The 21,652-nt window shown below is 73.7% G+C and carries 17 protein-coding genes and 1 tRNA gene; 10 read left to right on the top strand and 8 right to left on the bottom strand.

Annotated elements, in window-relative coordinates; translation table 11 throughout:
• Window positions 1–221: 221 nt before the first annotated feature.
• Entirely contained in the window at window positions 222–1,295 is a 1,074-nt protein-coding gene (locus tag EV386_RS01565; protein WP_130411710.1) for a sensor histidine kinase, read from the bottom strand.
• 17 nt (window positions 1,296–1,312) lie between these two features.
• Complete coding sequence (locus tag EV386_RS01570) at window positions 1,313–2,026, bottom strand: response regulator transcription factor (RefSeq protein WP_130411712.1); 714 nt, start codon at window positions 2,024–2,026, stop codon at window positions 1,313–1,315.
• A 219-nt stretch (window positions 2,027–2,245) separates the two neighbouring features.
• On the opposite strand from EV386_RS01570, the gene EV386_RS01575 reads away from it, so the two are divergent.
• The 3 genes from EV386_RS01575 (at window position 2,246) to EV386_RS18610 (ending at window position 6,215) form a co-directional block, all read left to right on the top strand.
• Window positions 2,246–3,556 carry a hemolysin family protein gene (locus EV386_RS01575; protein WP_130411714.1) on the top strand — a complete coding sequence of 437 codons (1,311 nt, stop codon included), beginning with the start codon at window positions 2,246–2,248 and terminating at the stop codon, window positions 3,554–3,556.
• A complete protein-coding gene (locus EV386_RS01580; RefSeq protein ID WP_130411716.1) occupies window positions 3,553–4,608 on the top strand; it encodes a hemolysin family protein in 1,056 nt (351 codons plus the stop codon). Before EV386_RS01575 ends, EV386_RS01580 begins: the two co-directional genes overlap by 4 nt.
• Before the next feature lie 236 nt (window positions 4,609–4,844).
• Window positions 4,845–6,215, top strand: coding sequence for a M15 family metallopeptidase (locus tag EV386_RS18610; protein WP_242607784.1), 1,371 nt, complete (start codon window positions 4,845–4,847; stop codon window positions 6,213–6,215).
• A 5-nt stretch (window positions 6,216–6,220) separates the two neighbouring features.
• Here EV386_RS18610 and EV386_RS01590 read toward each other — a convergent pair whose 3' ends face one another.
• Genes EV386_RS01590 through EV386_RS01610 form a run of 5 tightly spaced genes read right to left on the bottom strand, consistent with a single transcriptional unit; the run spans window position 6,221 to window position 11,143 of the window.
• Window positions 6,221–6,856: a CYTH domain-containing protein gene (locus EV386_RS01590; RefSeq protein WP_130411718.1), complete on the bottom strand. Its 636-nt coding sequence runs from the start codon at window positions 6,854–6,856 to the stop codon at window positions 6,221–6,223.
• 9 nt (window positions 6,857–6,865) lie between these two features.
• Window positions 6,866–8,005 (bottom strand): bifunctional 2-methylcitrate synthase/citrate synthase, encoded by a 1,140-nt coding sequence (locus EV386_RS01595; RefSeq protein WP_130411720.1) that lies wholly within the window; start codon window positions 8,003–8,005, stop codon window positions 6,866–6,868.
• Complete coding sequence (prpB, locus tag EV386_RS01600; RefSeq protein ID WP_130411722.1) at window positions 8,002–8,907, bottom strand: methylisocitrate lyase; 906 nt, start codon at window positions 8,905–8,907, stop codon at window positions 8,002–8,004. The genes EV386_RS01595 and prpB overlap by 4 nt, the downstream gene beginning before the upstream one ends.
• Window positions 8,907–10,424, bottom strand: a complete 1,518-nt coding sequence (locus tag EV386_RS01605) for an MmgE/PrpD family protein (protein ID WP_130411724.1) — start codon at window positions 10,422–10,424, stop codon at window positions 8,907–8,909. Before EV386_RS01605 ends, prpB begins: the two co-directional genes overlap by 1 nt.
• On the bottom strand, window positions 10,421–11,143 hold the full coding sequence (locus tag EV386_RS01610) for a GntR family transcriptional regulator (protein WP_130411726.1): 723 nt from the start codon (window positions 11,141–11,143) through the stop codon (window positions 10,421–10,423). Before EV386_RS01610 ends, EV386_RS01605 begins: the two co-directional genes overlap by 4 nt.
• 149 nt (window positions 11,144–11,292) lie before the next feature.
• Here EV386_RS01610 and ppk2 point away from each other — a divergent pair, with 149 nt between their 5' ends.
• The gene (ppk2, locus tag EV386_RS01615) at window positions 11,293–12,216 is read left to right on the top strand and encodes a polyphosphate kinase 2 (protein WP_130411728.1); all 924 of its coding nucleotides are present in this window, start codon (window positions 11,293–11,295) and stop codon (window positions 12,214–12,216) included.
• A gap of 178 nt (window positions 12,217–12,394) precedes the next feature.
• Here the strand turns inward: ppk2 and EV386_RS01620 are convergent.
• A tRNA-Arg gene (locus tag EV386_RS01620) sits at window positions 12,395–12,470 on the bottom strand.
• A 224-nt stretch (window positions 12,471–12,694) separates the two neighbouring features.
• Between EV386_RS01620 and argS the strand changes: the two genes are divergently transcribed.
• From argS to rho, 6 genes are all read left to right on the top strand, one after another.
• Entirely contained in the window at window positions 12,695–14,395 is a 1,701-nt protein-coding gene (argS, locus tag EV386_RS01625; protein ID WP_130411730.1) for an arginine--tRNA ligase, read from the top strand.
• Window positions 14,392–15,789 (top strand): diaminopimelate decarboxylase, encoded by a 1,398-nt coding sequence (lysA, locus tag EV386_RS01630; protein WP_130411731.1) that lies wholly within the window; start codon window positions 14,392–14,394, stop codon window positions 15,787–15,789. The genes argS and lysA overlap by 4 nt, the downstream gene beginning before the upstream one ends.
• Before the next feature lie 244 nt (window positions 15,790–16,033).
• Window positions 16,034–17,347 (top strand): homoserine dehydrogenase, encoded by a 1,314-nt coding sequence (locus EV386_RS01635; RefSeq protein WP_130411732.1) that lies wholly within the window; start codon window positions 16,034–16,036, stop codon window positions 17,345–17,347.
• 11 nt (window positions 17,348–17,358) lie between these two features.
• Window positions 17,359–18,429 carry a threonine synthase gene (thrC, locus tag EV386_RS01640; protein ID WP_130411733.1) on the top strand — a complete coding sequence of 357 codons (1,071 nt, stop codon included), beginning with the start codon at window positions 17,359–17,361 and terminating at the stop codon, window positions 18,427–18,429.
• A gap of 25 nt (window positions 18,430–18,454) precedes the next feature.
• Window positions 18,455–19,417: a homoserine kinase gene (gene thrB / locus EV386_RS01645; RefSeq protein ID WP_130411734.1), complete on the top strand. Its 963-nt coding sequence runs from the start codon at window positions 18,455–18,457 to the stop codon at window positions 19,415–19,417.
• A 233-nt stretch (window positions 19,418–19,650) separates the two neighbouring features.
• On the top strand, window positions 19,651–21,582 hold the full coding sequence (gene rho / locus EV386_RS01650; RefSeq protein WP_278025404.1) for a transcription termination factor Rho: 1,932 nt from the start codon (window positions 19,651–19,653) through the stop codon (window positions 21,580–21,582).
• Window positions 21,583–21,652: the final 70 nt, after the last annotated feature.

The raw sequence follows: 21,652 nt of genomic DNA on the forward strand, positions 1-21,652 counted from the left end.
GGCACACTCTCGGACGCGCCCAGCCTATGCCTTGTCGCTCGGTGATCACCGGGGTGTCCGGCCGGTGTTCCTGACCCGGTCGGGGGCAGGCAAAAGGTCGGGCAAGGCCTGTCCCAACGGACTGGTGAAACGTCAACCGCCGGCATCCGTCGGCTTGGTAAGTGGCCCCTCACCTGCGTCTGGCGTGATCGAAATCACACCTTGATCGCTCGTGGTGGTGTTCAGGTGTCGGACGCCGCCGTCGTGACGCCCGGCGCCGGACGCGCCTTGGCGGGCAGCACGAGCCGCATCGTCGCGCCCCTGCCCGCGGGCGAGTCGGTGACGCCCACATGCCCGCCGTGCAGGTCGACGGCCCAGCGCACGATGGCCAGACCGATGCCCGTGCCCCCCGACGCTGTGCCCACCCCGCTCGTCGCCGCACCGCTCGCGGCGCCGCCGCGCGCGAAGCGCTCGAAGACGCGCTCGCGGTCCTGCGGCGCGATGCCCGGCCCGTCGTCGGCGACCTCGATGACGACGTCGTCGCCCTCGGGGTAGGCGTCCAGCCGGATCTCGCCGCCGGGCGGCGAGTGCCGGATCGCGTTCTGCAGCAGGTTGACGACGATCTGCCGCAGCCGCTCGGCGTCGGCCTCAAGCACCAGGTCGGACGGCGTGACGTCGACGACGTAGCGCAGGTTCTTGGCCGCCTCGACCATGCTGAGCGCCTGCGCGCACTCCTCAAGGAAGTCGCCGACGTCGATCGGGGTCACGGTGAGCGCCGACGCGCCCGCCTCGACGCGCGACAGGTCGAGCAGGTAGGTGACCAGGCGGGTCAGGCGCTCGGTCTGCGCGAGCGAGAGCTCCAGGGCCGCGGGCGTCGGCTCGGTGACGCCGTCGACCATGTTCTCCAGCTGCGCCTGCAGCGCGGCGACCGGCGTGCGCAGCTCGTGCGAGACGTTGGCGATCAGGTCGCGGCGCGTGCGGTCCGCCGAGGCCAGGTCCTCGGCCATCTGGTTGAACGCCGTCGCGAGCGCGCCGACCTCGTCGCGGCTGGTCGCCGTGACGCGTTGGTCGTAGTCACCGGCCGCCATCGCCTGTGCCGCGGCCGTCATCTCGCGCAGCGGCGAGGTCATCCCACGCGCGAGCACCTGGGTGATGACCAGCGCCAACACGATCACCAGGGGGAACGTGCGGCTGGGGCCGAGGTGCTGGCGCAGCCCCAGCCAGGTCATCGCGGCCGCGAACGTGGCGGCGGCGACCACCAGCACGCCCAACTTGATCTTGATCGACCTCAGGGGGTCGAGCGGACGGATCGCCATGGCGTGCCTCCGGCCCCTCAGGAGGCCGGCGGCTCGAACGCGTAGCCGACGCCGTGCACCGTGCGGATCAGGTCCGGCCCGAGCTTGCGGCGCAGCGCCTTGATGTGCGAGTCGACGGTGCGCGTTCCGGACGCGTCGGCCCAGTCCCATACCTCGGCGAGCAGGCGCTCGCGCGTGAGCACGGTCTTGGGCGAGGAGGCCAGCATGACGAGCAGCTCGAACTCGGTGGGGGTCAGGTGCACCTCGTCGCCCGCGCGGTGCACACGCCGCTGCGCCCGGTCGATGGTCACATCACCCATCACGAGCGGCGGGTCGGCGGGCGACGTCGCAGCCGCCTGCTGGGCGCGCTCGACGCGGCGCAGCAGCGCCTTGAGCCGCGCGACGAGCTCGCGCATCGAGAACGGCTTGGTCATGTAGTCGTCGGCGCCGACGCCGAGCCCCACCAGCATGTCCGTCTCGTCGTCGCGCGCGGTGAGCATGAGGATCGGCAGGGGGTGGTCGGCCTGGATGCGGCGGGTCACCTCAAGCCCGTCGATGCCGGGCAGCATGACGTCGAGCACGACGGCGTCAGGGCGCAGCCTCGCGGCCGCGTCCACGGCCGCGAGCCCGTCGCGCGCCACCTCGACGCGCCATCCCTCGGCCGTCAGACGCTGGGCGACGGCGGTGGCGATCGCGGGCTCGTCCTCGACCACCAGAATGGTGGCCGGTTGCTGGTTGACGTCGGTTGCCATGACCTCAGGTTGGCACACGCCGATGGGCGAAGCCTGGCAGGTGGTCGCCGCGGCGTCGTCTCGCGCCGCGGCGGGCGCCACGTCGCGGATGCGATGTGACCCGGACGCGACAGGCTCCGGACGTGACGTGCTCGAACGCCCGACGCCGATACGATCGGTGCCGATGGATGAGCCTCGACATCCCAGCGCCCTTGCCCGCCTCACAACGTCGCACGTGCCATGACGGGCGAGTGGCTCATGGTCGCCCTCGGTGTCGCCCTCACCGTGGGCACGGCGGTCTTCGTCGCCGGCGAGTTCGCGCTCGTCACGCTGGACCCGGCGACCCTCAGCGACGGGTCGGGCCGCCGCCACCGCGCGGTGCGCGCAAGCCTCAAGCACCTGTCGATCGAGCTCAGCTCGGCGCAGGTCGGTGTGACGGTCACGACCATCCTGCTGGGCTACACCACGCAGCCCGCGCTGCTGTCGCTGTTCTCGGCGGGGTTGCGCGCCACTCCCGTCGCCCCGGCGCTCGCGTCGGTGCTCGCCGCGGTGTTCGGCCTCATCGTCGTCAACGGATTCTCGATGCTCGTGGGCGAGCTCATCCCCAAGAACTTCGCGCTGTCGGCGCCGTACCGCACCGCGCTGTGGGTGGTGCCCGTCGTGCGCGGCTTCACCCGCGTGTTCCGCCCGCTCATCCTGGTGCTCAACCGGTCGGCGAACGGGCTGCTGCGCCGCGTGGGCGTCGAGCCGCGCGAGGAGCTCTCGGGCGCGCGCTCGGCCCCCGAGCTGCTGTCGCTGGTCAAGCGCTCGGCGCAGGAGGGCACGCTGGAGCAGTCGGTCGCGACGCTGCTGACCAACTCGATCGAGCTCGACGAGCTCTCGGCCCGCGACGTCATGACCGACCGCCTGCGCATGGCCGTCGTCGGGCGCGAGGACACCGCCGACCAGGTCATCGCGCTCGCCCGGCGCACCGGCCACTCGCGGTTCCCGGTCATCGGCGCCGACCGCGACGACGTCGTCGGCATCGTGCATCTGCGCCGCGCCGTCGGCGTGCCCCACGAGCGGCGCGCCGAGGTGCCGGTCGCGGCGCTCATGGGCGACGCGCCCCGCGTGCCCGAGACCGTGCGCCTGGGCCCGCTGCTGGTCGAGCTGCGCTCGTTCGGGCTGCAGATGGCCGTCGTCGTCGACGAGTACGGCGGCACGTCGGGCATCGTCACGCTGGAGGACGTCGTCGAGGAGCTTGTCGGCGACGTGGCCGACGAGCACGACCCCCGTCGAGCGGGCGCCGTGCGCGCCGCGGACGGCTCGTGGATCGTCCCGGGCGTCATGCGGCCCGACGAGTTGGAGGAGGCCACGGGCCTGGTGGTTCCCGAGGAGCCGGCCTACGAGACGCTGGGCGGGCTCATCATGGCGCGGCTGGGGCGCGTGCCGACTGTCGGCGACGTCGTCGAGGTGCGCGAGCCGCGCGGCGGCGTGCGGCTGCGTGTCGAGGCGATGACGGGGCGGCGCGCCGAACGGGTGCGCGTCCTGGGCGTGGAGGAGGAGCGATGAGCACGCCCGTCGCGATCGCCATCGGGGTGCTGCTGCTGGCGGGCAACGCGTTCTTCGTCGGCGCCGAGTTCGCCATCATCTCCGCGCGTCGCGCCGCGATCGAGCCTCGGGCCGCCGCGGGCGACCGGCGCGCGCAGGTGGTGCTGTGGGCCATGGAGCACGTCTCGCTCATGCTCGCCGCCGCGCAACTGGGGGTGACGGTGTGCTCGACCGGGCTGGGCATCGTCGCCGAGCCCGCCGTCGCGGCGCTGCTGGAGGGCCCGTTGCACGCGGTGGGCGTGCCCGAGGCGCTCGCGCACCCCGTCTCGTTCGTCGTGGCGATCACACTGGTCGTCTACCTGCACGTGGTGCTGGGCGAGATGGTGCCCAAGAACCTCGCCGTCGCGGGACCCGAGGCGGCCGTGCTGTGGTTCGGGCCACCCCTGGTGGTGCTCGCGCGGGCCGTGCGACCCGTGATCGGGGCGCTCAACTGGCTCGCCAACCACGCCGTGCGCCTGGCGGGCGTCGAGCCCAAGGACGAGGTCGCCTCGGCCTTCACCGCGCAGGAGGTCCAGTCGATCGTCGAGCACTCGCAGGCCGAGGGTGTGCTGAGCGACGAGCAGGGCCTGCTCGGCTCGGCGATCGAGTTCTCCGCGCGCACGGCGGGCGACGTCATGGTCCCGGTCGAGGACCTGGTCACCGTGCCCGACGACGTCACACCCGACGCCGTCGAGCACCTGGTCGCGCGCACGGGCTTCTCGCGCTTCCCCGTCGCGGCGCCGGGCCGCGCGGGAGGCGAGCTGGTCGGCTACCTGCACCTGAAGGACGTGCTCTACGCCTCTGACGGCGACCGCCACGAGCCGGTGCCGGCCTTCCGTGTGCGGGCACTGGCCATGGTGCGTCCGCACGACGAGGTCGAGGACGCGCTGCGCGCGATGCAGCGCAGCGGCGCCCACCTGGCACGGGTCGAGAGCCCGGGCGGTCTGGTCGGCGTCGTCTTCCTCGAGGACATCCTCGAGGAGCTGGTGGGCGAGGTTCGCGACGCCATGCAGCGCCATCTGCCGCGCGCCTGAGGCCTCGGTGACCTTCGTCACATGAGGCGCGGGTTGCGCCACAGCGTGCCCGATTCGGCGTCTTTCATCACGGAAGGGCTTGGCGGGGGCGGAACGCCCCGTTATGGTTCCGTGACGAGCGGGCCGTGGCGGAGGCGGACCACGCCGGCTCTTGCGAGCAAGACCCTTCGTGACCAGGACAACAGTGACGCCTGCGCCGGTCGGCGGCGCGTGAACGGGAGGCAGACGTGGAGCAGATGAGCGCCACGTCTCGACCCCCGGGTCAGGTCCTGATGACCCGACGAGAGCGCCGCGAGGCCGAGGCGCGCGAGCGCGAGGCGGCACTGCGCGCGACCGGGCGCTCCGGCGACACCGTCGTGGTCGGAGGCATCACGTTCCCCGGCCCAGCGCCGGTCAGCCCCGCGCTCGGCAACCCGGTCGTCGAGCCGGCGCGCCGCGTGGTCCAGCCGCGGCACGGCGCCGTGGCGGGTGGGCCGACGCCGCCCGCGAGCGCCCCTCGGCCCAGTCGCCCCGACGTGCCCGCCCGACTGCCCGCGCTGAGCCGGCCCGACGCCCACGCGGGCCGCCCATCGCCAAGCGGTCCCGACGCTCCTGCGGCCCGCCCGTCGCCGCGCCGCGCCGAGCGCGTCGCCCCGGCGGCCCCCGCAGCGCCCCGGCTGTTCCCGGCGACCGCCGTCCCGGCCCCAGTGGCGCCCTCGGCCCCGGCGCCGTGGCACACCGCCGTCTCGCCCTTCCCTGAGCCCCGCCCCGCCGCCGTCGTCCCCGCCCGCGAGGTCCCGATCGCGGCGCGCCCCGCCGAGCCCCGCCCCGCCGTCCCCCGCCCCGCCGTGCGCACGCGCGCCGAGCGCGCCGGGCGCACCCGCTCGGCCCTGCCCGAGCAGCCGTGCGAGCGCAAGCGCGGCGCCTGGCTCCCGCGCGTCGCCGTGCTCGGCACACTCGCCGCGGCCACGATCGCCGCGCCGCTGACCCCTCTCAGTTCGACGCTCAGCGCCGACGCGCGCTCGCCGTTCGACCTCGACATCGCCCCCACCGGCCCCTCGACGCTCGACGTCGTGCGCGACCCCGTCGTCGCGTCGGCGACTGCGCCCGGCATCGCTGCCCCGCCGGCTGTCGCGCGCGCCACGAGCGGCGCCTCGCGCTCGTTGGAGCGCGACCCGCTGCCGGGGTGCGACGGCGCGGTGACGGTCACCAGCACCAACGGCCACCTGACGGACGGCGAGCTGTGCGACCTGCCGTTCGCGCCCGGGATGCGCCTGCAGCCGCGTGCCGCGGTCGCGCTGACGGCGCTCAACGAGGCGTTCCGCGCGCAGTTCGGCACGGACATCGGTCTGGTGGACTCCTACCGTTCGCTCGGCCGCCAGTACTCGGTCAAGGGGTCGCGCGGCTATCTCGCCGCGCAGCCGGGCACGTCCATGCACGGCCTCGGCCTGGCCATCGACCTGTCGTCGGCGGTCACGGGCAGCTCGGCCGCATACCGGTGGCTGGTCGAGAACGGCGCCGCGTACGGCTGGGAGAACCCGGCGTGGGCGCGGCGCGGGGGCAGCGGCAACTATGAGCCCTGGCACTTCGAGTTCCGCCCGGGCGTCGAGGAGCTGTCGGCCGGCTGAGGTCGCTACAGGGCGAGCCGGGTGTTGGGGCCGAAGTCCTGCCGGAAGCTCGGCCCGGCCTGGGCCAGCTCGCGCGCGAATCCCGCTGCCCACCCGCTGAACGGGTCCACCGCGAGCGACTCGTTGGAGAACCGGCGGTCGTCGGTCAGCTCGGTGACGCAGAACTCGGGAATCTGCAGGTCGACGACCGGACCGGAGCGCTCGCACTCGGCGACGATGAGCGGGTGGTTGGCGCCGCCGAACACGTCGATGACCCAGCCGTCGGCGCCGAGCCAGGCCGCGTAGCGCGTCTTGAGGATCTGCGCGCCGCCGCGCCGCACCAGCTCGACGCCCACGCTCGGCTCGATCTCGCGCTCCGCCTCGTAGCGCGTGCCGCCCACGCTCGGACCCTTGACCGTGACCGCCGCGAAGTCGACCTCGCCCTGGTGGCGGTCGAGCACCTCACGCGCGTCGGACGACGCCCCCAGACCCGCCTCGACCCCCGACGCTTGGCAGCGCACCCGCAGCGCGTACCCGCCGTCGGACAGGAAGTAGCTCTGCACGATGAGGGCCGGGGTGTCGCGCAGCGTCGCCGGCAGATCGCGCACCAGGAACCGACGCTCGAACTCGAAGTCGGCGTAGCCGGGGGTCTCGTCGGTCATACGGCCACCCTACGAGGCCGTCCACCCGGGCACGGACCGCTCGGCGACGCCGTCGTAGGCGGCGAGCGGGCGGATCAGCGCGTTGCGCGCCTGCTGCTCCAGGATGTGCGCGGTCCAGCCGGTCACGCGCGCTGCGACGAACAGCGGCGTGAACGTCGGGGTGTCGAAGCCCATGAGGTGGTAGGCGGGCCCTGACGGGAAGTCGAGGTTGGGGTAGATGCCCTTGCGCTCGACGAACGCCGCCTCCAGGGCCTCGTAGAGCGTGAGCAGGTCAGGGCGGACGTAGTGCTCGACCAGGTCGCCGAGCGCGGCCCGCATGGTCGGCACGCGCGAGTCGCCGTGCTTGTACACGCGGTGGCCGAACCCCATGATCTTGCGCTTGTCGGCGAGAGCCCGCTCCAGCCACGGGACCACGTTGTCCGCCGCGCCGATCTCGTCGAAGGTGTGCATGACCATCTCGTTGGCCCCGCCGTGCAGCGGCCCCTTCAGAGCGCCGATGGCCCCGACGACGGCGGAGTACAGGTCGCTGAGCGTGCTCGCGATGACGCGCGCGGTGAAGGTCGAGGCGTTGAACGAGTGCTCGGCGTACAAGATCATCGAGCGGTTGAACGCGTCGACCACGACGGGGTCGGGCAGGGAGCCGTGCGTCATCCACAGGAAGTTCTGCGCGTAGGTGAGGCTCTCGTCCGGGGCGATGGGCTCCAGCCCGTGCCGGCGCCGTTGCCCGTAGGCGACGATCGCCGGCAGTGCGGCGAACAGGCGCAGGCTGCGCGCGACGTTCTCGGCCCGCGTCCCCGCGGTCTCCTCCAGTGCCCGGCCGGCGGTCTCGGCGGCGCCGATGATGCTGACGGCGGTGCGCACCTCGTCCATGGGGTGCGCGTCGCGCGGCAGCGCGTCGATGGCCGCGCGCACCTCGGGAGCCAGCGACCGGAACGGGCGCCCGTTGGCGTGCAGCCAGGCGAGCTCGTCGGCGGTGGGCAGGTCGCCGTTCCACAGCAGCCAGGCGACGGCCTCGAAGGGCTGGGTGTCGGCGAGCTGCTGCACGGGGTAGCCGCGGTAGAGCAGCGAGTTGGTCTCCGGGTTGACGCGGCTGATTGCGGTGGCGTCGGCGTAGACGCCGGCGAGGCCGGGGTGCACTTGGGGGTTCACTGCTCCTCCTTGAGTGTGAAGTCGTACACGGCGCCGTCGAACGCCGCGTAGGCGGCGTAGTCGAGCAGCTCATACAGGCGCGAGCGGGTCTGCATGCCCGCGACCTGGGAACGCAGCGACCCCTGCGCGCGCAGGGCGTCCAGGGCCCGCTCGGCCGCCCCCATCGCGACGCGCAGCAGGGACACCGGATGGATGACGATCGCGACGCCGGCGTCACGCAGCTGCTCGCGGGTGAACAGCTCGCCCTTGCCGAACTCGGTCATATTGGCCAGCACGGGGACGCCGAGCGCGTCGGCGAACGCCGCGAACTCGTCCAGGCTGGTCAGCGCCTCGGGGAAGACGGCGTCGGCGCCGGCGTCGACGAGCGCGCGCGCCCGATCGAGCGCCGCGTCGAGGCCGAGCACCGCGCGCGCGTCGGTGCGCGCCATGAGGAGCAGGTCGGGGTCGCGGCGCGCCTGGGCGGCGGCGCGCACACGCTGCGCCGCCGTTGCGTCGTCGACGACCTGCTTGCCGTCCAGGTGGCCGCACCGCTTGGGGTTGACCTGGTCCTCGAGGTGCAGGCCCGCGACGCCGGCGTCCTCGAGCGTCTGCACGGTGCGCGCCACGTTCATGGCCTCGCCGAAACCCGTGTCGGCGTCGACCAGCGTCGGCAGGTCGGTCATACGGGCGATCTGCGCGGCGCGCGCGGCGACCTCGCTCAACGTGGTCAGCCCGACGTCGGGCAGGGCCAGGTCGGCGGCCACCACGGCGCCTGAGACGTAGACGCCGTCGAACCCCTTGTCCTGGATGAGGCGCGCCGCGAGCGGGTTGAACGCGCCTGGCAGGGTCAGCAGCTCACCGCTGCGCAGCCTCTCGCGCAACGCGCGCCGCTTGGCGGACGGCGTGAGCGTCGAGTACAGCATCAGAAGATCCCCCCTCGTGGCGCGTGCGCGGCCGCGGGGTCGGTCAGCGGGGTGACGGTCAGGCCGTCGAGCTCGTCGGGGCGCAGGTCGGGCAGGCGCTGGGCCAGGTCGAGGAACCGCTCGGCCTCGGCGTCGGCCACGACGCCCTGGGCGAGCGTGCGGAACTTGCGCACGTAGTCGGCGCGCGCGAACGGGCGGGCGCCCAGCGGGTGCGCGTCGGCGACGGCGATCTCCTCCACCACGGTGTCCCCGCTGGTCAGGGTGATCTCGACGCGCCCGCCGAACGCCTTCTCGTTCGGGTCCGGCGAGTGGTAGCGGCGCGTCCACTCGGGATCCTCGGCCGTGGTGACCTTGCGCCACAGCGCGAGGGTGTCGGGGCGGGCCGCGCGCGTGGGGGAGTAGGAGTCGACGTGGTGCCACGCGCCGTCCTGCAGCGCGACGGCGAAGATGTAGGGGATCGAGTGGTCGAGCGTCTCGCGTGAGGCCGTCGGGTCGTACTTCTGCGGGTCGCCGCTGCCCGAGCCGATGACGTAGTGCGTGTGGTGGCTGGTGTGCAGCACCACCGACTCGACCGCGGCCGGGTCGCGCAGCTCAGGGCGCTCGCGGCCCAGGCGGCGGGCGAGGTCGATCCACGCCTGGGCCTGATACTCGGCCGAGTGCTCCTTGGTGTAGGTGTCGAGGATCGCCCGGCGCGGCTCGCCCGGCTCGGGCAGGGCGACGTCGTACGCGCCGTCGGGCCCGTCGAGCAGCCAGGCGATGACGCCGTCCTCGCCCTCGTAGATGGGCGACGGGCTGGTCTGGCCGCGCATCGCGCGGTCGACCGCCTCGACGGCGGCCTTGCCCGCGAACGCGGGCGCGTACGCCTTCCACGTCGAGATCTCGCCCTTGCGCGACTGGCGGGTCGCGGTGGTGGTGTGCAGCGCCTGCGCGACGGCCTGGGAGATGGTGGCGGCGTCGAGCCCCAGCAGCGTGCCGATCCCGGCCGCCGCGCTCGGGCCCAGGTGGGCGACGTGGTCGATCTTGTGCGCGTGCAGGCTGATGGCCTTGACCAGGTCGACCTGGATCTCGTAGCCGGTCACGACGCCGCGCACGAACGCCGCGCCGTCGGCCCCGGTGTGCTGCGCGACGGCGAGGATCGGCGGGATGTTGTCGCCCGGGTGCGAGTACTCCGCCGCGAGGAAGGTGTCGTGGTAGTCGAGCTCGCGCACCGCGACGCCGTTGGCCCACGCCGCCCATTCGGGGCTGGTGCGCTGGGCGCTGCCGACGACGGTGGCGCCGCGCCCGCCCGACGACGGCGCGTGCGCCTGCGCCTGCGCGCGCGCGGCGAGCACCGGGGCGCGCCCCAGGCTGGCGACGCTGACGGCCGCGTTGTCGATGACGCGGTTGACCACCATGTCGGTGACCTCGGGCGTCGGGTCGATCCGCTCGGCGGCGACCGTGGCGATCGCGTGGGCGAGCTGGCGCTCGCGGGGCAGGGGCTCGTCGCTGCGGTGGACGCGGACGTGATGGGTTCTCATGCGGGCTGTGCTCCCGTTCGGATGACGTTCTCGAGGCTGTGGTGCAGGTGGACGTGGGTGGCGTGCGCGGCGAGGTCGGCGTCGCCCGCGGCGATGGCGGCGGCGATCGTTCGGTGCTCGACGGCGGCCGCGGCCAGGCGGGCGGGGTCGTCCTGGGCGACGCGCCGGATGCGCTCCAGGTGCGTGCGCACGCTCGCGAGCGCGGCGGTCAGGTAGTCGTTGGCGGCCGCGGCGTCGATCGCGGCGTCGAGGCGGGCCACGAGGCCGTAGTAGGCCGCGCGGTCGGGGGACTCGGCCGCGCCGGCGCCGTCGGGCGTGGGGCGCGCGCCGTCGGGCGTGGGGTGTGCGCCGTCGTCGGGCCGGGGCTGGGTCGCGGCGAGCTCACGCGCGAGCGCGGTGAAGACGGTGGGGTCGCCGCGGCGGGCGGCCAGCCGCGCGGCCTGTGTCTCCAGCGCCTGGCGCACCTCGTACAGCGCGTGCACCCGCCCCAGGTCCATGGGAGCGACGGCGAGCCCGCGCCCGCCGACGGCGACCGCGAGCCCGTCGGCGACCAGGCGGGCCAGCGCCTCGCGCACCGGGGTGCGCGAGACGCCCAGCCGTTCGGCCAGCTCGATCTCGCCGAGCGCGTCGCCGGGCCGCAGCTCCCAATGGACGATGGCCTCGCGCAGCGCGCGGTACGCGCGCTCACCCGCGCGCGGTGTGACATCGGCGACACTCATGTATACAGAACGTAGCCTTCCGCCGCCCTTCTGGCTAGAGCCGGGCCGGTTCTGTATACGCGGGCCCGCTGTGACCGACGTCGGCCGACGTGTCCCCGCGGCCGGCGTGACGACGGGACTACCGTCGGAGCACGACGAGAGGAGCACTCATGAACGCCCTCCACCACGGCGGCGACTTCCCGCCGCAAGACCTGCGCGGGTACATCGAGTACCTGCGCGAACGCGGCTACTCGGTGCGCGACGGGCAGTCGCCCGACCCCGACCTCATCGACCCGCACGGCAACCCGGTGCTCACCTGGCAGGAGGGGTACCCGTACGCCGAGCGCATGGAGCGTGAGGAGTACGAGCTGATGAAGTACCGCCTCCAGGTCGAGCTGCTCAAGTTTCAGTACTGGTTGGAGGACCACGGGGAGCGTGTCGTGGTGCTGTTCGAGGGCCGCGACGCCGCGGGCAAGGGTGGCACCATCAAGCGCTTCACCGAGCACCTCAACCCGCGCACCGCGCGCGTCGTCGCGCTGACCAAGCCGAGCGAGCGCGAGCGGGGGCAGTGGTATTTCCAGCGGTACGTGCGCCACTTGCCGACGGCCGGGGAGATCGTGCTCTTCGACCGCTCCTGGTACAACCGCGCCGGCGTCGAGCGGGTCATGGGCTTTTGCACCGATGAGGAGTACGAGAGCTTCATGGTTCAGGCGCCGGTCTTCGAGCGCATGCTCGTCGAGTCCGGCATCCGCGTGATCAAGCTGTGGTTCTCGGTGTCGCGCACCGAGCAGCGCACCCGGTTCGCGATCCGCCAGCTCGACCCGGTGCGGCGCTGGAAGCTCTCGCCGATGGACCTCGCCTCGCTCGACCGCTGGGAGGACTACACGGTGGCCAAGGAGGCGATGTTCCAGCGCACCGACAAGCGGTACGCGCCCTGGACCATCATCCGCTCGAACGACAAGAAGCGGGCGCGCACCAACGCGATGCGGTTCTTCCTCAACCAGTTCGACTACGAGGACAAGGACCCCGCCGTCGTCGGCGCCCCCGACCCCCTCCTGGTCATGCGAGGCAAACAAGAGACCGCCGACGAATAACCCACCCCCACCCCACCCATTCCCGCGAGATACCGGAATCCCGTCGAAGTACCGGGGTCTGGTGCCCGAGAACCGGTACCTCGACGGGATTCCGGTATCTCGCGGGGGTGCGGGTGGGGTGCGGGTGGGGTGGGTGTGCGGACGGCCCGCCACCCATGGGGTGGCGGGCCGTTGCGTGTGGTGCGCCTGAAGGGACTCGAACCCCCGACCTTCTGCTCCGGAGGCAGACGCTCTATCCACTGAGCTACAGGCGCGGGGCCGACCGGGCTCTCACCCAAGCGGCCGGGACGAGACTACCAGCACCACCGCGCTCGTCGGCGCCCCCAACGCGGCGCCCGCCCATCGCGCGACCGCGAGACGGTGGCGCGGCGACGGCGCTGCGACACCGACGAGACGGCCCCGAACAGGCCGCGCGCTGGCCCCGGCCAGCCTGCGCCCGCCGGAAATCCGCTGTCCGCGCCCACGTAGAATCGCCCCCGTGACCCCCGACGAGCTCTCCCGAGCCCTCAGCGCTGCCCTCGCCTCGGCTGTCGCCGACGGCGCCCTCGCCCTCGACCCCGCGGCCGTGCCCGCGCAGGTCCACGTCGAGCGACCCCGGCAGCGCGAGCACGGCGACTGGGCCACCAACGTCGCGCTCCAGCTCGCCAAGCGGGCGGGCACCACGCCGCGCGCGCTGGCCGAGGACCTCGCCGCGCGTCTCGCGGCGGTCGCGGGCGTCAAGAAGGTCGACGTCGCCGGACCCGGGTTCCTCAACATCACGCTCGACGCCGCCGCCGCGGGCGAGCTCGCGCGCGCCATCGTCGAGGCGGGGCCGGCGTACGGCCGCAACGAGACCGAGGCCGGCAAGCACATCAACCTGGAGTTCGTCTCGGCCAACCCCACGGGGCCGATCCACATCGGCGGCGTGCGCTGGGCCGCCGTCGGCGACTCGCTCGCGCGGGTGCTGGAGGCCAGCGGCGCGCAGGTGACGCGCGAGTACTACTTCAACGACCACGGCACGCAGATCGACCGCTTCGCGCGCTCGCTGCTGGCCGCAGCCCGCGGGCAGGCCGCGCCCGAGGACGGCTACGGCGGCGCCTACATCCAGGAGATCGCCGACGCCGTCACGGCCGCCGCGGTCGCCGACGGCGAGACGCCCCCGGCCGAGCGCGACGACGTCGCGGCGCAGGAGGCGTTCCGTGCGCGCGGCGTCGAGATGATGTTCGGCGAGATCAAGACGTCGCTGCACGACTTCGGCGTGGACTTCGACGTCTACTTCCACGAGGACTCGCTGCACGAGTCGGGCGCGGTGGACCGCGCCGTCGAGCGCCTGCGCGAGCTGGGGCACATCTTCGAGGCCGACGGCGCCACCTGGCTGCGCACCACCGAGTTCGGCGACGACAAGGACCGCGTCGTCATCAAGTCCGACGGCGACGCCGCGTACATCGCGGGTGACATCGCCTACTACCTCGACAAGCGCGAGCGCGGCGCCGACGAGGCGATCTACATGCTCGGCGCCGACCACCACGGCTACGTCGGGCGCATGATGGCGATCTGCGCGGCCTTCGGCGACACGCCGGGGGTGAACATGCAGATCCTCATCGGCCAGCTCGTCAACCTGGTCCGCGAGGGCCAGCCGGTGCGCATGTCCAAGCGTGCGGGCACCGTCATCACCATCGACGACCTGGTCGACGCCGTCGGCGTGGACGCCGCGCGCTACTCGCTCGCGCGCTTCGCCGCCGACTCCACGATCGACCTGGACCTCGACCTGCTGGCCAGCCAGAAGAACGAGAACCCCGTCTTCTACGTCCAGTACGCGCACTCGCGCACGGCCGCCGTCGACCGCAACGCCGACGAGCGCGGCGTGCGCCGGGCCGACGGGTTCGACCCGTCGCTGCTCGACCACGAGACCGAGTCGGTGCTGCTCGGCCGCCTGGCCGAGTTCCCGCGCGTCGTGGGGGAGGCCGCCGCGCTGCGCGAGCCGCACCGCGTCGCGCGCTACCTCGAGGCGCTCGCGGGCGACTTCCACTCCTGGTACCAAGCGAAGGACGCGGACGGCGCTCAGCGCCGGGTGCTGCCCTACCCCGACGAGCCGGTGACCGACACCCACCGCACGCGCCTGTGGCTCAACGACGCCGTGCGCCAGGTGCTCGCCAACGGCCTCGGCCTGCTCGGCGTCTCCGCCCCGGAGCGCATGTGAGCCCCCGCCCGGCGCCCGCCCTCGGCGGGCCACCGTGGCCGTCGTCGGCGCGCCGCGGCGACGACGGCGCCCTCGTGCTGGGTGGTGTGGGCGTCGCGGCGCTCGCGGCCGAGCACGGCACGCCGGCGTACCTGCTCGACGAGCGCGACTTCCGCGACCGCGCGCGCGCCTACCGCACGGCGTTCGAGGACGCGTTCGCCGCGGTGGGCGCGGGCGTCGACGTGTACTACGCGGGCAAGGCGCTGCTGACGGTCGCCGTCGCGCGCTGGGCGCACGAGGAGGGCTTGCGGGTGGACACCGCCTCGGGCGGCGAGCTCGCCATCGCGCTGCGCGCGGGCGTGCCGGGCGCCGACCTGGGCCTGCACGGCAACAACAAGTCCGACGCCGAGCTGGCGGCGGCGCTCGACGCCGGGGTGGGCCGCGTCATCGTCGACTCGCTCACCGAGATCGAGCGCGTCGCGGACCTCGCCGCCGCGCGCGGCGTCGTCGCGCCCGTCATGGTGCGCGTGACCACGGGCGTGCACGCGGGCGGCCACGAGTACATCTCGACCGCGCACGAGGACCAGAAGTTCGGCCTGTCGGTGAACGCGGGGCCCGACGGCGGTGACTCGCCCGCGGTCGCGGCGCTGCTGCGCGTCCTGGAGCGCCCGAGCCTGCGACTGCTGGGCGTTCACAGCCACATCGGGTCGCAGATCCTCGACGGCGCGGGGTTCGTCGAGGCCGCGCGCACCGTGCTGCGCCTGCGCGCCCACCTGGCGTTGCGCACCGGCGTCCTGGTCGAGGAGGTCGACCTCGGCGGCGGCTACGGCATCGCCTACCTGCCCGGCGAGGAGACGCTCGACCCGCGCGCGGTCGCGGGTGACATCGCGGCGGCGGTCGCCCATGCCTGTGACGAGCTCGGCACCGGACTTCCGCGCATCTCGATCGAGCCGGGGCGCGCCATCGTCGGCCCGGCCGGCGTCACGCTGTACACGGTCGGCACGGTCAAGCCCGTCGTCGTCACCGACGGCGGGCAGGGCGATGACGCCGCGTTCACGCGTCTGTACGTCTCGGTCGACGGGGGCATGAGCGACAACATCCGCCCCGCGCTCTACGGCGCCCGCTACCACGCCGAGCTGGTGGGGCGCGCGAGCGACGCCGAGCCGGTGCGCGCGCGTGTGGTGGGCAAGCACTGCGAGTCAGGCGACATCGTGGTGCACGACGTCGAGCTGCCGGGCGACATCCGCGCGGGCGACCTGCTGGCGGTGCCGGCGACGGGCGCCTACGGGCGCTCGATGGCGTCGAACTACAACCAGCTCACGCGTCCGCCGGTGGTCGCGGTCGGCGACGGCGCGTCGCGTGTGCTGGTGCGCCGCGAGACCGTCGAGGACCTGCTGGCCCTCGACCTGGGCTGACCGCCGCGTCCCGCGTGGTTTCGACAGGCTCAACCCCCGGTGGTTGAGCCCGTCGAGACCCCCGGCGAGTTCGGTGGTTGAGCCCGTCGAAACCACCCGTCCGGACAGGGCGGCCTCCGCGGGCTCGACCATCGACGATCCACCCGGCGACGGCGTGGCGCTCCACGCGCTGGACGGGGGCCGTCTCGCCCGCCAAGACGCCCTATCCTGGGGCCGACATCCCCCCGATGACCGGAGGTGCCCTGTGCCCGAGACGTCGAGCCCCGCCCCGCTGCGCGTCGCGCTGCTCGGGTGCGGTGTGGTGGGCACTGAGGTGGCCCGCGGAATCCTCGAGAACCCGATCGACCTCGCAGCCCGCGTGGGCGCCCCCGTCGAGCTGGCCGGGATCGCAGTCCGCTCGCTCGACGCCGAGCGCGACCCCGCCGTCCCGCGCGACCTGCTGACCACCGACGCCACGGCGCTGGTCGACGGCGCCGACGTCGTCGTCGAGGTCATGGGCGGCATCGAGCCCGCGCGCACGCTGATCGCGCGCGCCCTCGCGGGTGGCGCCGCCGTCGTCACCGCCAACAAGGCGCTGCTCGCCGAGCGCGGCCCCGAGCTGTTCGAGGCGGCCGACGCGGCCGGCGTCGACCTGCTGTACGAGGCCGCGGTCGCCGGCGCCATCCCGATCGTGCGACCCATCCGCGAGTCGCTCGCGGGCGACCACGTGCGCCGCATCCTCGGCATCGTCAACGGCACCACGAACTACGTGCTCGACCGCATGGCCACCGAGGGGCTTGAGCTCGACCAGGCGGTCAAGGAGGCGCAGGCGCTCGGGTACGCCGAGGCCGACCCGACCGCCGACGTCGACGGGTTCGACGCCGCCGCCAAGGCCGCGATCCTGGCCAGCCTCGCGTTCCACACGCGCGTGGCGCTCAAGGACGTCGCGCGCGAGGGCATCCGGGGCGTCAGCGCCGCCGACGTCGCCTGGGCGAGCCGCACGGGCCACGTCATCAAGCTGCTCGCGGTCGCCGAGGTCATCGGCCCGGTCGACGACGGCGAGATCTCGGTTCGCGTGCACCCTGCGCTCGTGCCCGCCGACCACCCGCTGGCCGCGGTGCGCGGCGCGTTCAACGCGGTGTTCGTCGAGGCCGACGGCGCGGGTCCGCTCATGTTCTACGGCCAGGGCGCCGGCGGCCGTCCGACGGCGTCGGCGGTGCTGGGCGACGTCGTCTCGGTCGCGCGCCGGCGCCTGACCGGCGGCAAGGGCCTGCGCGAGTCGAAGGACCAGGCGTTCCCGGTGCTGCCGCCCGAGGCGGCCGTGACCCGCTTCCAGGTGCGCCTGTCGGTCGCCGACCGCCCGGGCGTGCTCGCCCAGGTCGCGGGCGTGCTGGCCGACCACGGCGTCTCGATCGACACGGTCCGCCAGTCCTCGCCCGACGAGGAGGGCGGTGCCGCGCACCTGATCATCTCCACGCACGCGGCGCGTGAGGCCTCGCTGCGCGCGACGGTCGACGCGGTCGCCGGCCTGGAGCCCGTGCGTCAGGTCATCTCCGTCCTGCGAGTCGAGGGAAGCTGAGGAGCCCACCAGTGGCCAAGCAATGGAACGGCGTCATCGCCGAGTACGCCGACCGCCTGCCCGAGCACGTGCGGCAGACGGTCGTCACGCTGGGCGAGGGCGGCACGCCGCTCGTGCCCGCGCCGGCGCTGTCGGAGCGCACCGGCGCGCAGGTGTGGATCAAGGTCGAGGGCATGAACCCGACCGGATCGTTCAAGGACCGCGGCATGACGACGGCGATCTCGGCCGCCGCGGGCCGCGGCGCCAAGGCCGTGGTGTGCGCCTCGACGGGTAACACCTCGGCGTCGGCGGCCGCCTACGCGACCCGCGCGGGGATGCGGTGCGCGGTGCTGGTGCCCGACGGCAAGATCGCGATGGGCAAGCTCTCGCAGGCCATCGCGCACGGCGCGGTGCTGCTGCAGGTCGACGGGAACTTCGACGACTGCCTGGTCGCGGCGCGCAAGCTCGCCGAGGCCTACCCGGTCGAGCTGGTCAACTCGGTCAACCCCGACCGCATCGAGGGGCAGAAGACGGCCGCGTTCGAGATCGTCGACGCGCTGGGCGACGCGCCCGACATCCACGCGCTGCCGGTGGGCAACGCGGGCAACATCACCGCCTACCGCAAGGGCTTCGTGGAGTACGCGGCCGACGGCGTGGCGTCGAAGGCGCCGGTCATGTGGGGCTTCCAGGCCGCGGGCGCCGCGCCCATCGTCAAGGGCCACCCGATCGACGAGCCCGAGACCATCGCCACGGCGATCCGCATCGGCAACCCCGCCTCGTGGGAGCAGGCCGTCGCGGCGCGCGACGAGTCGGGCGGCGTCATCGAGGCCGTCACGGACGCGCAGATCCTCGCGGCCCACCGCGTGCTGTCGAGCGAGGTCGGCGTGTTCGTCGAGCCCGCCTCGGCCGCGGGCGTCGCGGGCGTGCTGGCGCGCGCCGAGGCCGGGCTCGTCCCGGCCGGCGCGCGCATCGTCATCACGGTGACCGGGCACGGACTGAAGGACCCGGGCTGGGCGCTGCGCACGCTCGAGGGCGAGGAGGTCGAGCCCGTGCGGGTCACGGCCGACGTCGTCTCGATCGCCGCGGCCCTCGGGCTCGAGTGACGCGACCGGACTGAGAGGAGCGGCCGTGCAGTTCGGAGCGGACCACGTCGTCGTCCGGGTCCCGGCGACCAGCGCCAACCTGGGCCCAGGCTTCGACGCGCTCGGTCTGGCGCTGGCGCTCTACGACGAGCTCGAGGTGCGGATCGTCGCGAGCGACGACGTCGTCGTCGAGGTCTACGGCGAGGGCGCGGGCCAGGTGCCGACCGATGAGGAGCACCTGGTGGTCCGCGCGCTGCGGCACACGCTCGACGCGGTCGGCATGCCGCAGACCGGGCTGCGGATGCGCTGCTCCAACCTCATCCCGCACGGCCGTGGGCTCGGCTCGTCGGCCGCGGCCGTCGTCGCGGGCGTGATCGCGGCCCGAGCGCTGCTCGCCGACCCGCGCGTGCTGGACTCGCGCGCGGTGCTCGGCATCGCGACGCAGTTCGAGGGCCACCCCGACAACGCGGCGCCCGCGATCATGGGCGGCGCCACGGTCGCGTGGCAGGACGCCGACGGCCCGCGCGCCGTCGGGCTCGACGTCGACCCGTCGGTCGTCGCGACGGTGCTGGTGCCCGACGCGCGCCTGGCCACCTCGCGCGCGCGGGCCGTGCTGCCCGAGGCCGTGCCGCACGCCGACGCGGCCTTCAACGCGGGGCGCGCCGCGCTGCTGGTCGAGGCGCTCGCGCGCCGGCCCGAGCTGCTGTGGGAGGCGACCGAGGACCGGCTGCACCAGCAGTACCGCGCGGGCGTCATGGCGGCCTCCTCGGAGCTGCTGCGCGCGCTGCGCGCGGAGGGCTTCGCCGCGACGGTCTCGGGCGCCGGCCCGACCGTGCTCGTGCTCACTCCTAAGGACGACGTGCGCGCGCTCGACCAGGTGCTGGCCGGGCTGGTCGACGGCCTCGCCGGGTGGCGGGTGCTGCGCCCTGGCGTCGACACGCAGGGCGCGCGGGCGCGACGTGTGGCATCGGCGTCCAGTGGCGTCACCCCGAGTGGTAGAGTGCAGTAAGCCTTCAGGCATCGGCCACACCCATTTGCGGTCAACGGCCGACCTCGGAGCCACCCCCACCGAATCGCGCAGTTCGAGCGCTTGTTCTGCCTGTTCCGTACGTGTTCGCGGGCGCAGGCGCCGAGGGAGAAGGCCAAGAACCCCGTCAGTGACGTCGACGTACCGCTGACGCGGGGATCACGCGCTCCGGCGACACCGCCGGACGCCCCGCGAACGAGGGGGAAGGGTCCTTCGTGACAGACACCACCGAAACCCGGGTCAGCTCGACCGGGTCCCTGGGCTCGATGAAGCTCGCCGAGCTCCAGGCGCTGGCCTCCCAAATGGGGGTCAAGGGCACATCCAAGATGCGTAAGGGTGACCTCGCCGAGGCCATCCGGGCGGCCCGCTCCGGCAACGGCAAGGCGGCCTCGGCCGCGCCGACCGAGCGCGCCGACGCGGCGGCAGAGGCCGCGGCCCCGGCCCGCCGCTCGCGCCGCGCCACGCGCCCGACGGGCGTCGAGCGCACCGCCGACGCGCCGTCGCAGACCGCGCGCGCCGAGCAGCCGACCCGCACCGCCGACCAGCAGGTCCGCGCTGAGCAGCCCGCGCGCGCCGAGCAGCCCGCGCGCGCCGAGCAGTCGGCGTCCGACGCCGACCGCGCCGCGCGCCTCGCCGAGCTCGCCGACGCCGTCGCCGCGCCGCGTCAGCAGCGCCGCCAGGGTCAGGGCGCCGGCCAGCAGGGCCGCGCGAACACCGAGCAGGGCGAGGGTCAGCAGCGCGAGCAGCGCAGCGACCGCCAGGGCGACGGCCGTCAGAACGACAACCGCCAGGGCGACCGCCAGAACGACAACCGCCAGAACGACCGCGGCTTCGGTCCGGACGACGAGCGCGGCTCGCGCCGCCGTCGGGGCCGCGACCGTGGGCGCGACCGCAAGCGTGGGCGCAACCCGCGCGGCGGCGCCCCCGACATCGTCGGTGGCGAGGACGTCGAGGTCCGCGAGGACGACGTCCTGCTGCCCGTGGCGGGCGTGCTCGACGTGCTCGACAACTACGCGTTCGTGCGCACCAGCGGTTACCTGCCGGGCCCGAACGACGTCTACGTCTCGCTCAACCAGGTCAAGCGGGCGGGTCTGCGCCGCGGCGACGCGATCGTCGGCGCCATCCGCCAGCCGCGCGAGGGCGAGCAGCAGCCGCAGGGCAACAGCGCGCGCTCGAAGTACAACGCGCTCGTGCGCCTCGACTCGGTCAACGGCATGACGCCGGAGGAGTCGCGGCAGCGCCCCGAGTTCACCAAGCTCACGCCGCTGTACCCGCAGGAGCGCCTGCGCCTGGAGAACCCCGAGGCCACCAAGCTCACGCCGCGCGTGATCGACATCGTCGCCCCGATCGGCAAGGGCCAGCGCGGCCTCATCGTCGCGCCGCCCAAGGCCGGCAAGACGATCATCATGCAGCAGATCGCGAACTCGATCACCGCCAACAACCCCGAGGTCCACCTCATGGTGGTGCTCGTGGACGAGCGGCCTGAAGAGGTCACCGACATGGAGCGGTCGGTCAAGGGAGAGGTCATCGCCTCGACGTTCGACCGCCCCGCCAGCGACCACACGATCGTCGCCGAGCTCGCCATCGAGCGCGCCAAGCGTCTCGTGGAGCTGGGTCAGGACGTCGTCGTGCTGCTCGACTCGATCACCCGGCTGGGCCGCGCCTACAACCTGGCCGCGCCGGCGTCGGGTCGCATCCTGTCGGGTGGTGTGGACGCCGCGGCGCTCTACCCGCCCAAGAAGTTCTTCGGCGCCGCCCGCAACATCGAGCACGGCGGCTCGCTGACCATCCTGGCCTCGGCGCTCGTGGAGACGGGCTCGAAGATGGACGAGGTCATCTTCGAGGAGTTCAAGGGCACCGGAAACATGGAGCTGCGCCTGTCGCGCAACCTCGCCGACAAGCGCATCTTCCCGGCCGTGGACGTCAACTCCTCGGGCACGCGCCGCGAGGAGATCCTCATGGCCCGCGACGAGCTGCAGATCGTCTACAAGCTGCGCCGCCTGCTCGGGGCGCTCGACCAGCAGCAGGCGATCGAGCTGCTGCTGGGCCAGCTCAAGAAGACCAAGACCAACGTCGAGTTCCTGCTGCACGTCCAGAAGACGACCCCGGGCAGCCTGCAGGACGAGAACGCGGGCGAGACGATCTGACGCCGTCCGCCCCCGGTGGTTGAGCCTGTCGAAACCACCCCGCGTCACCCGGTGGTTGAGCCTGTCGAAA

Source organism: Xylanimonas ulmi, assembly GCF_004216535.1.
In the GTDB taxonomy this organism is placed as follows: Bacteria; Actinomycetota; Actinomycetes; order Actinomycetales; family Cellulomonadaceae; genus Xylanimonas; species Xylanimonas ulmi.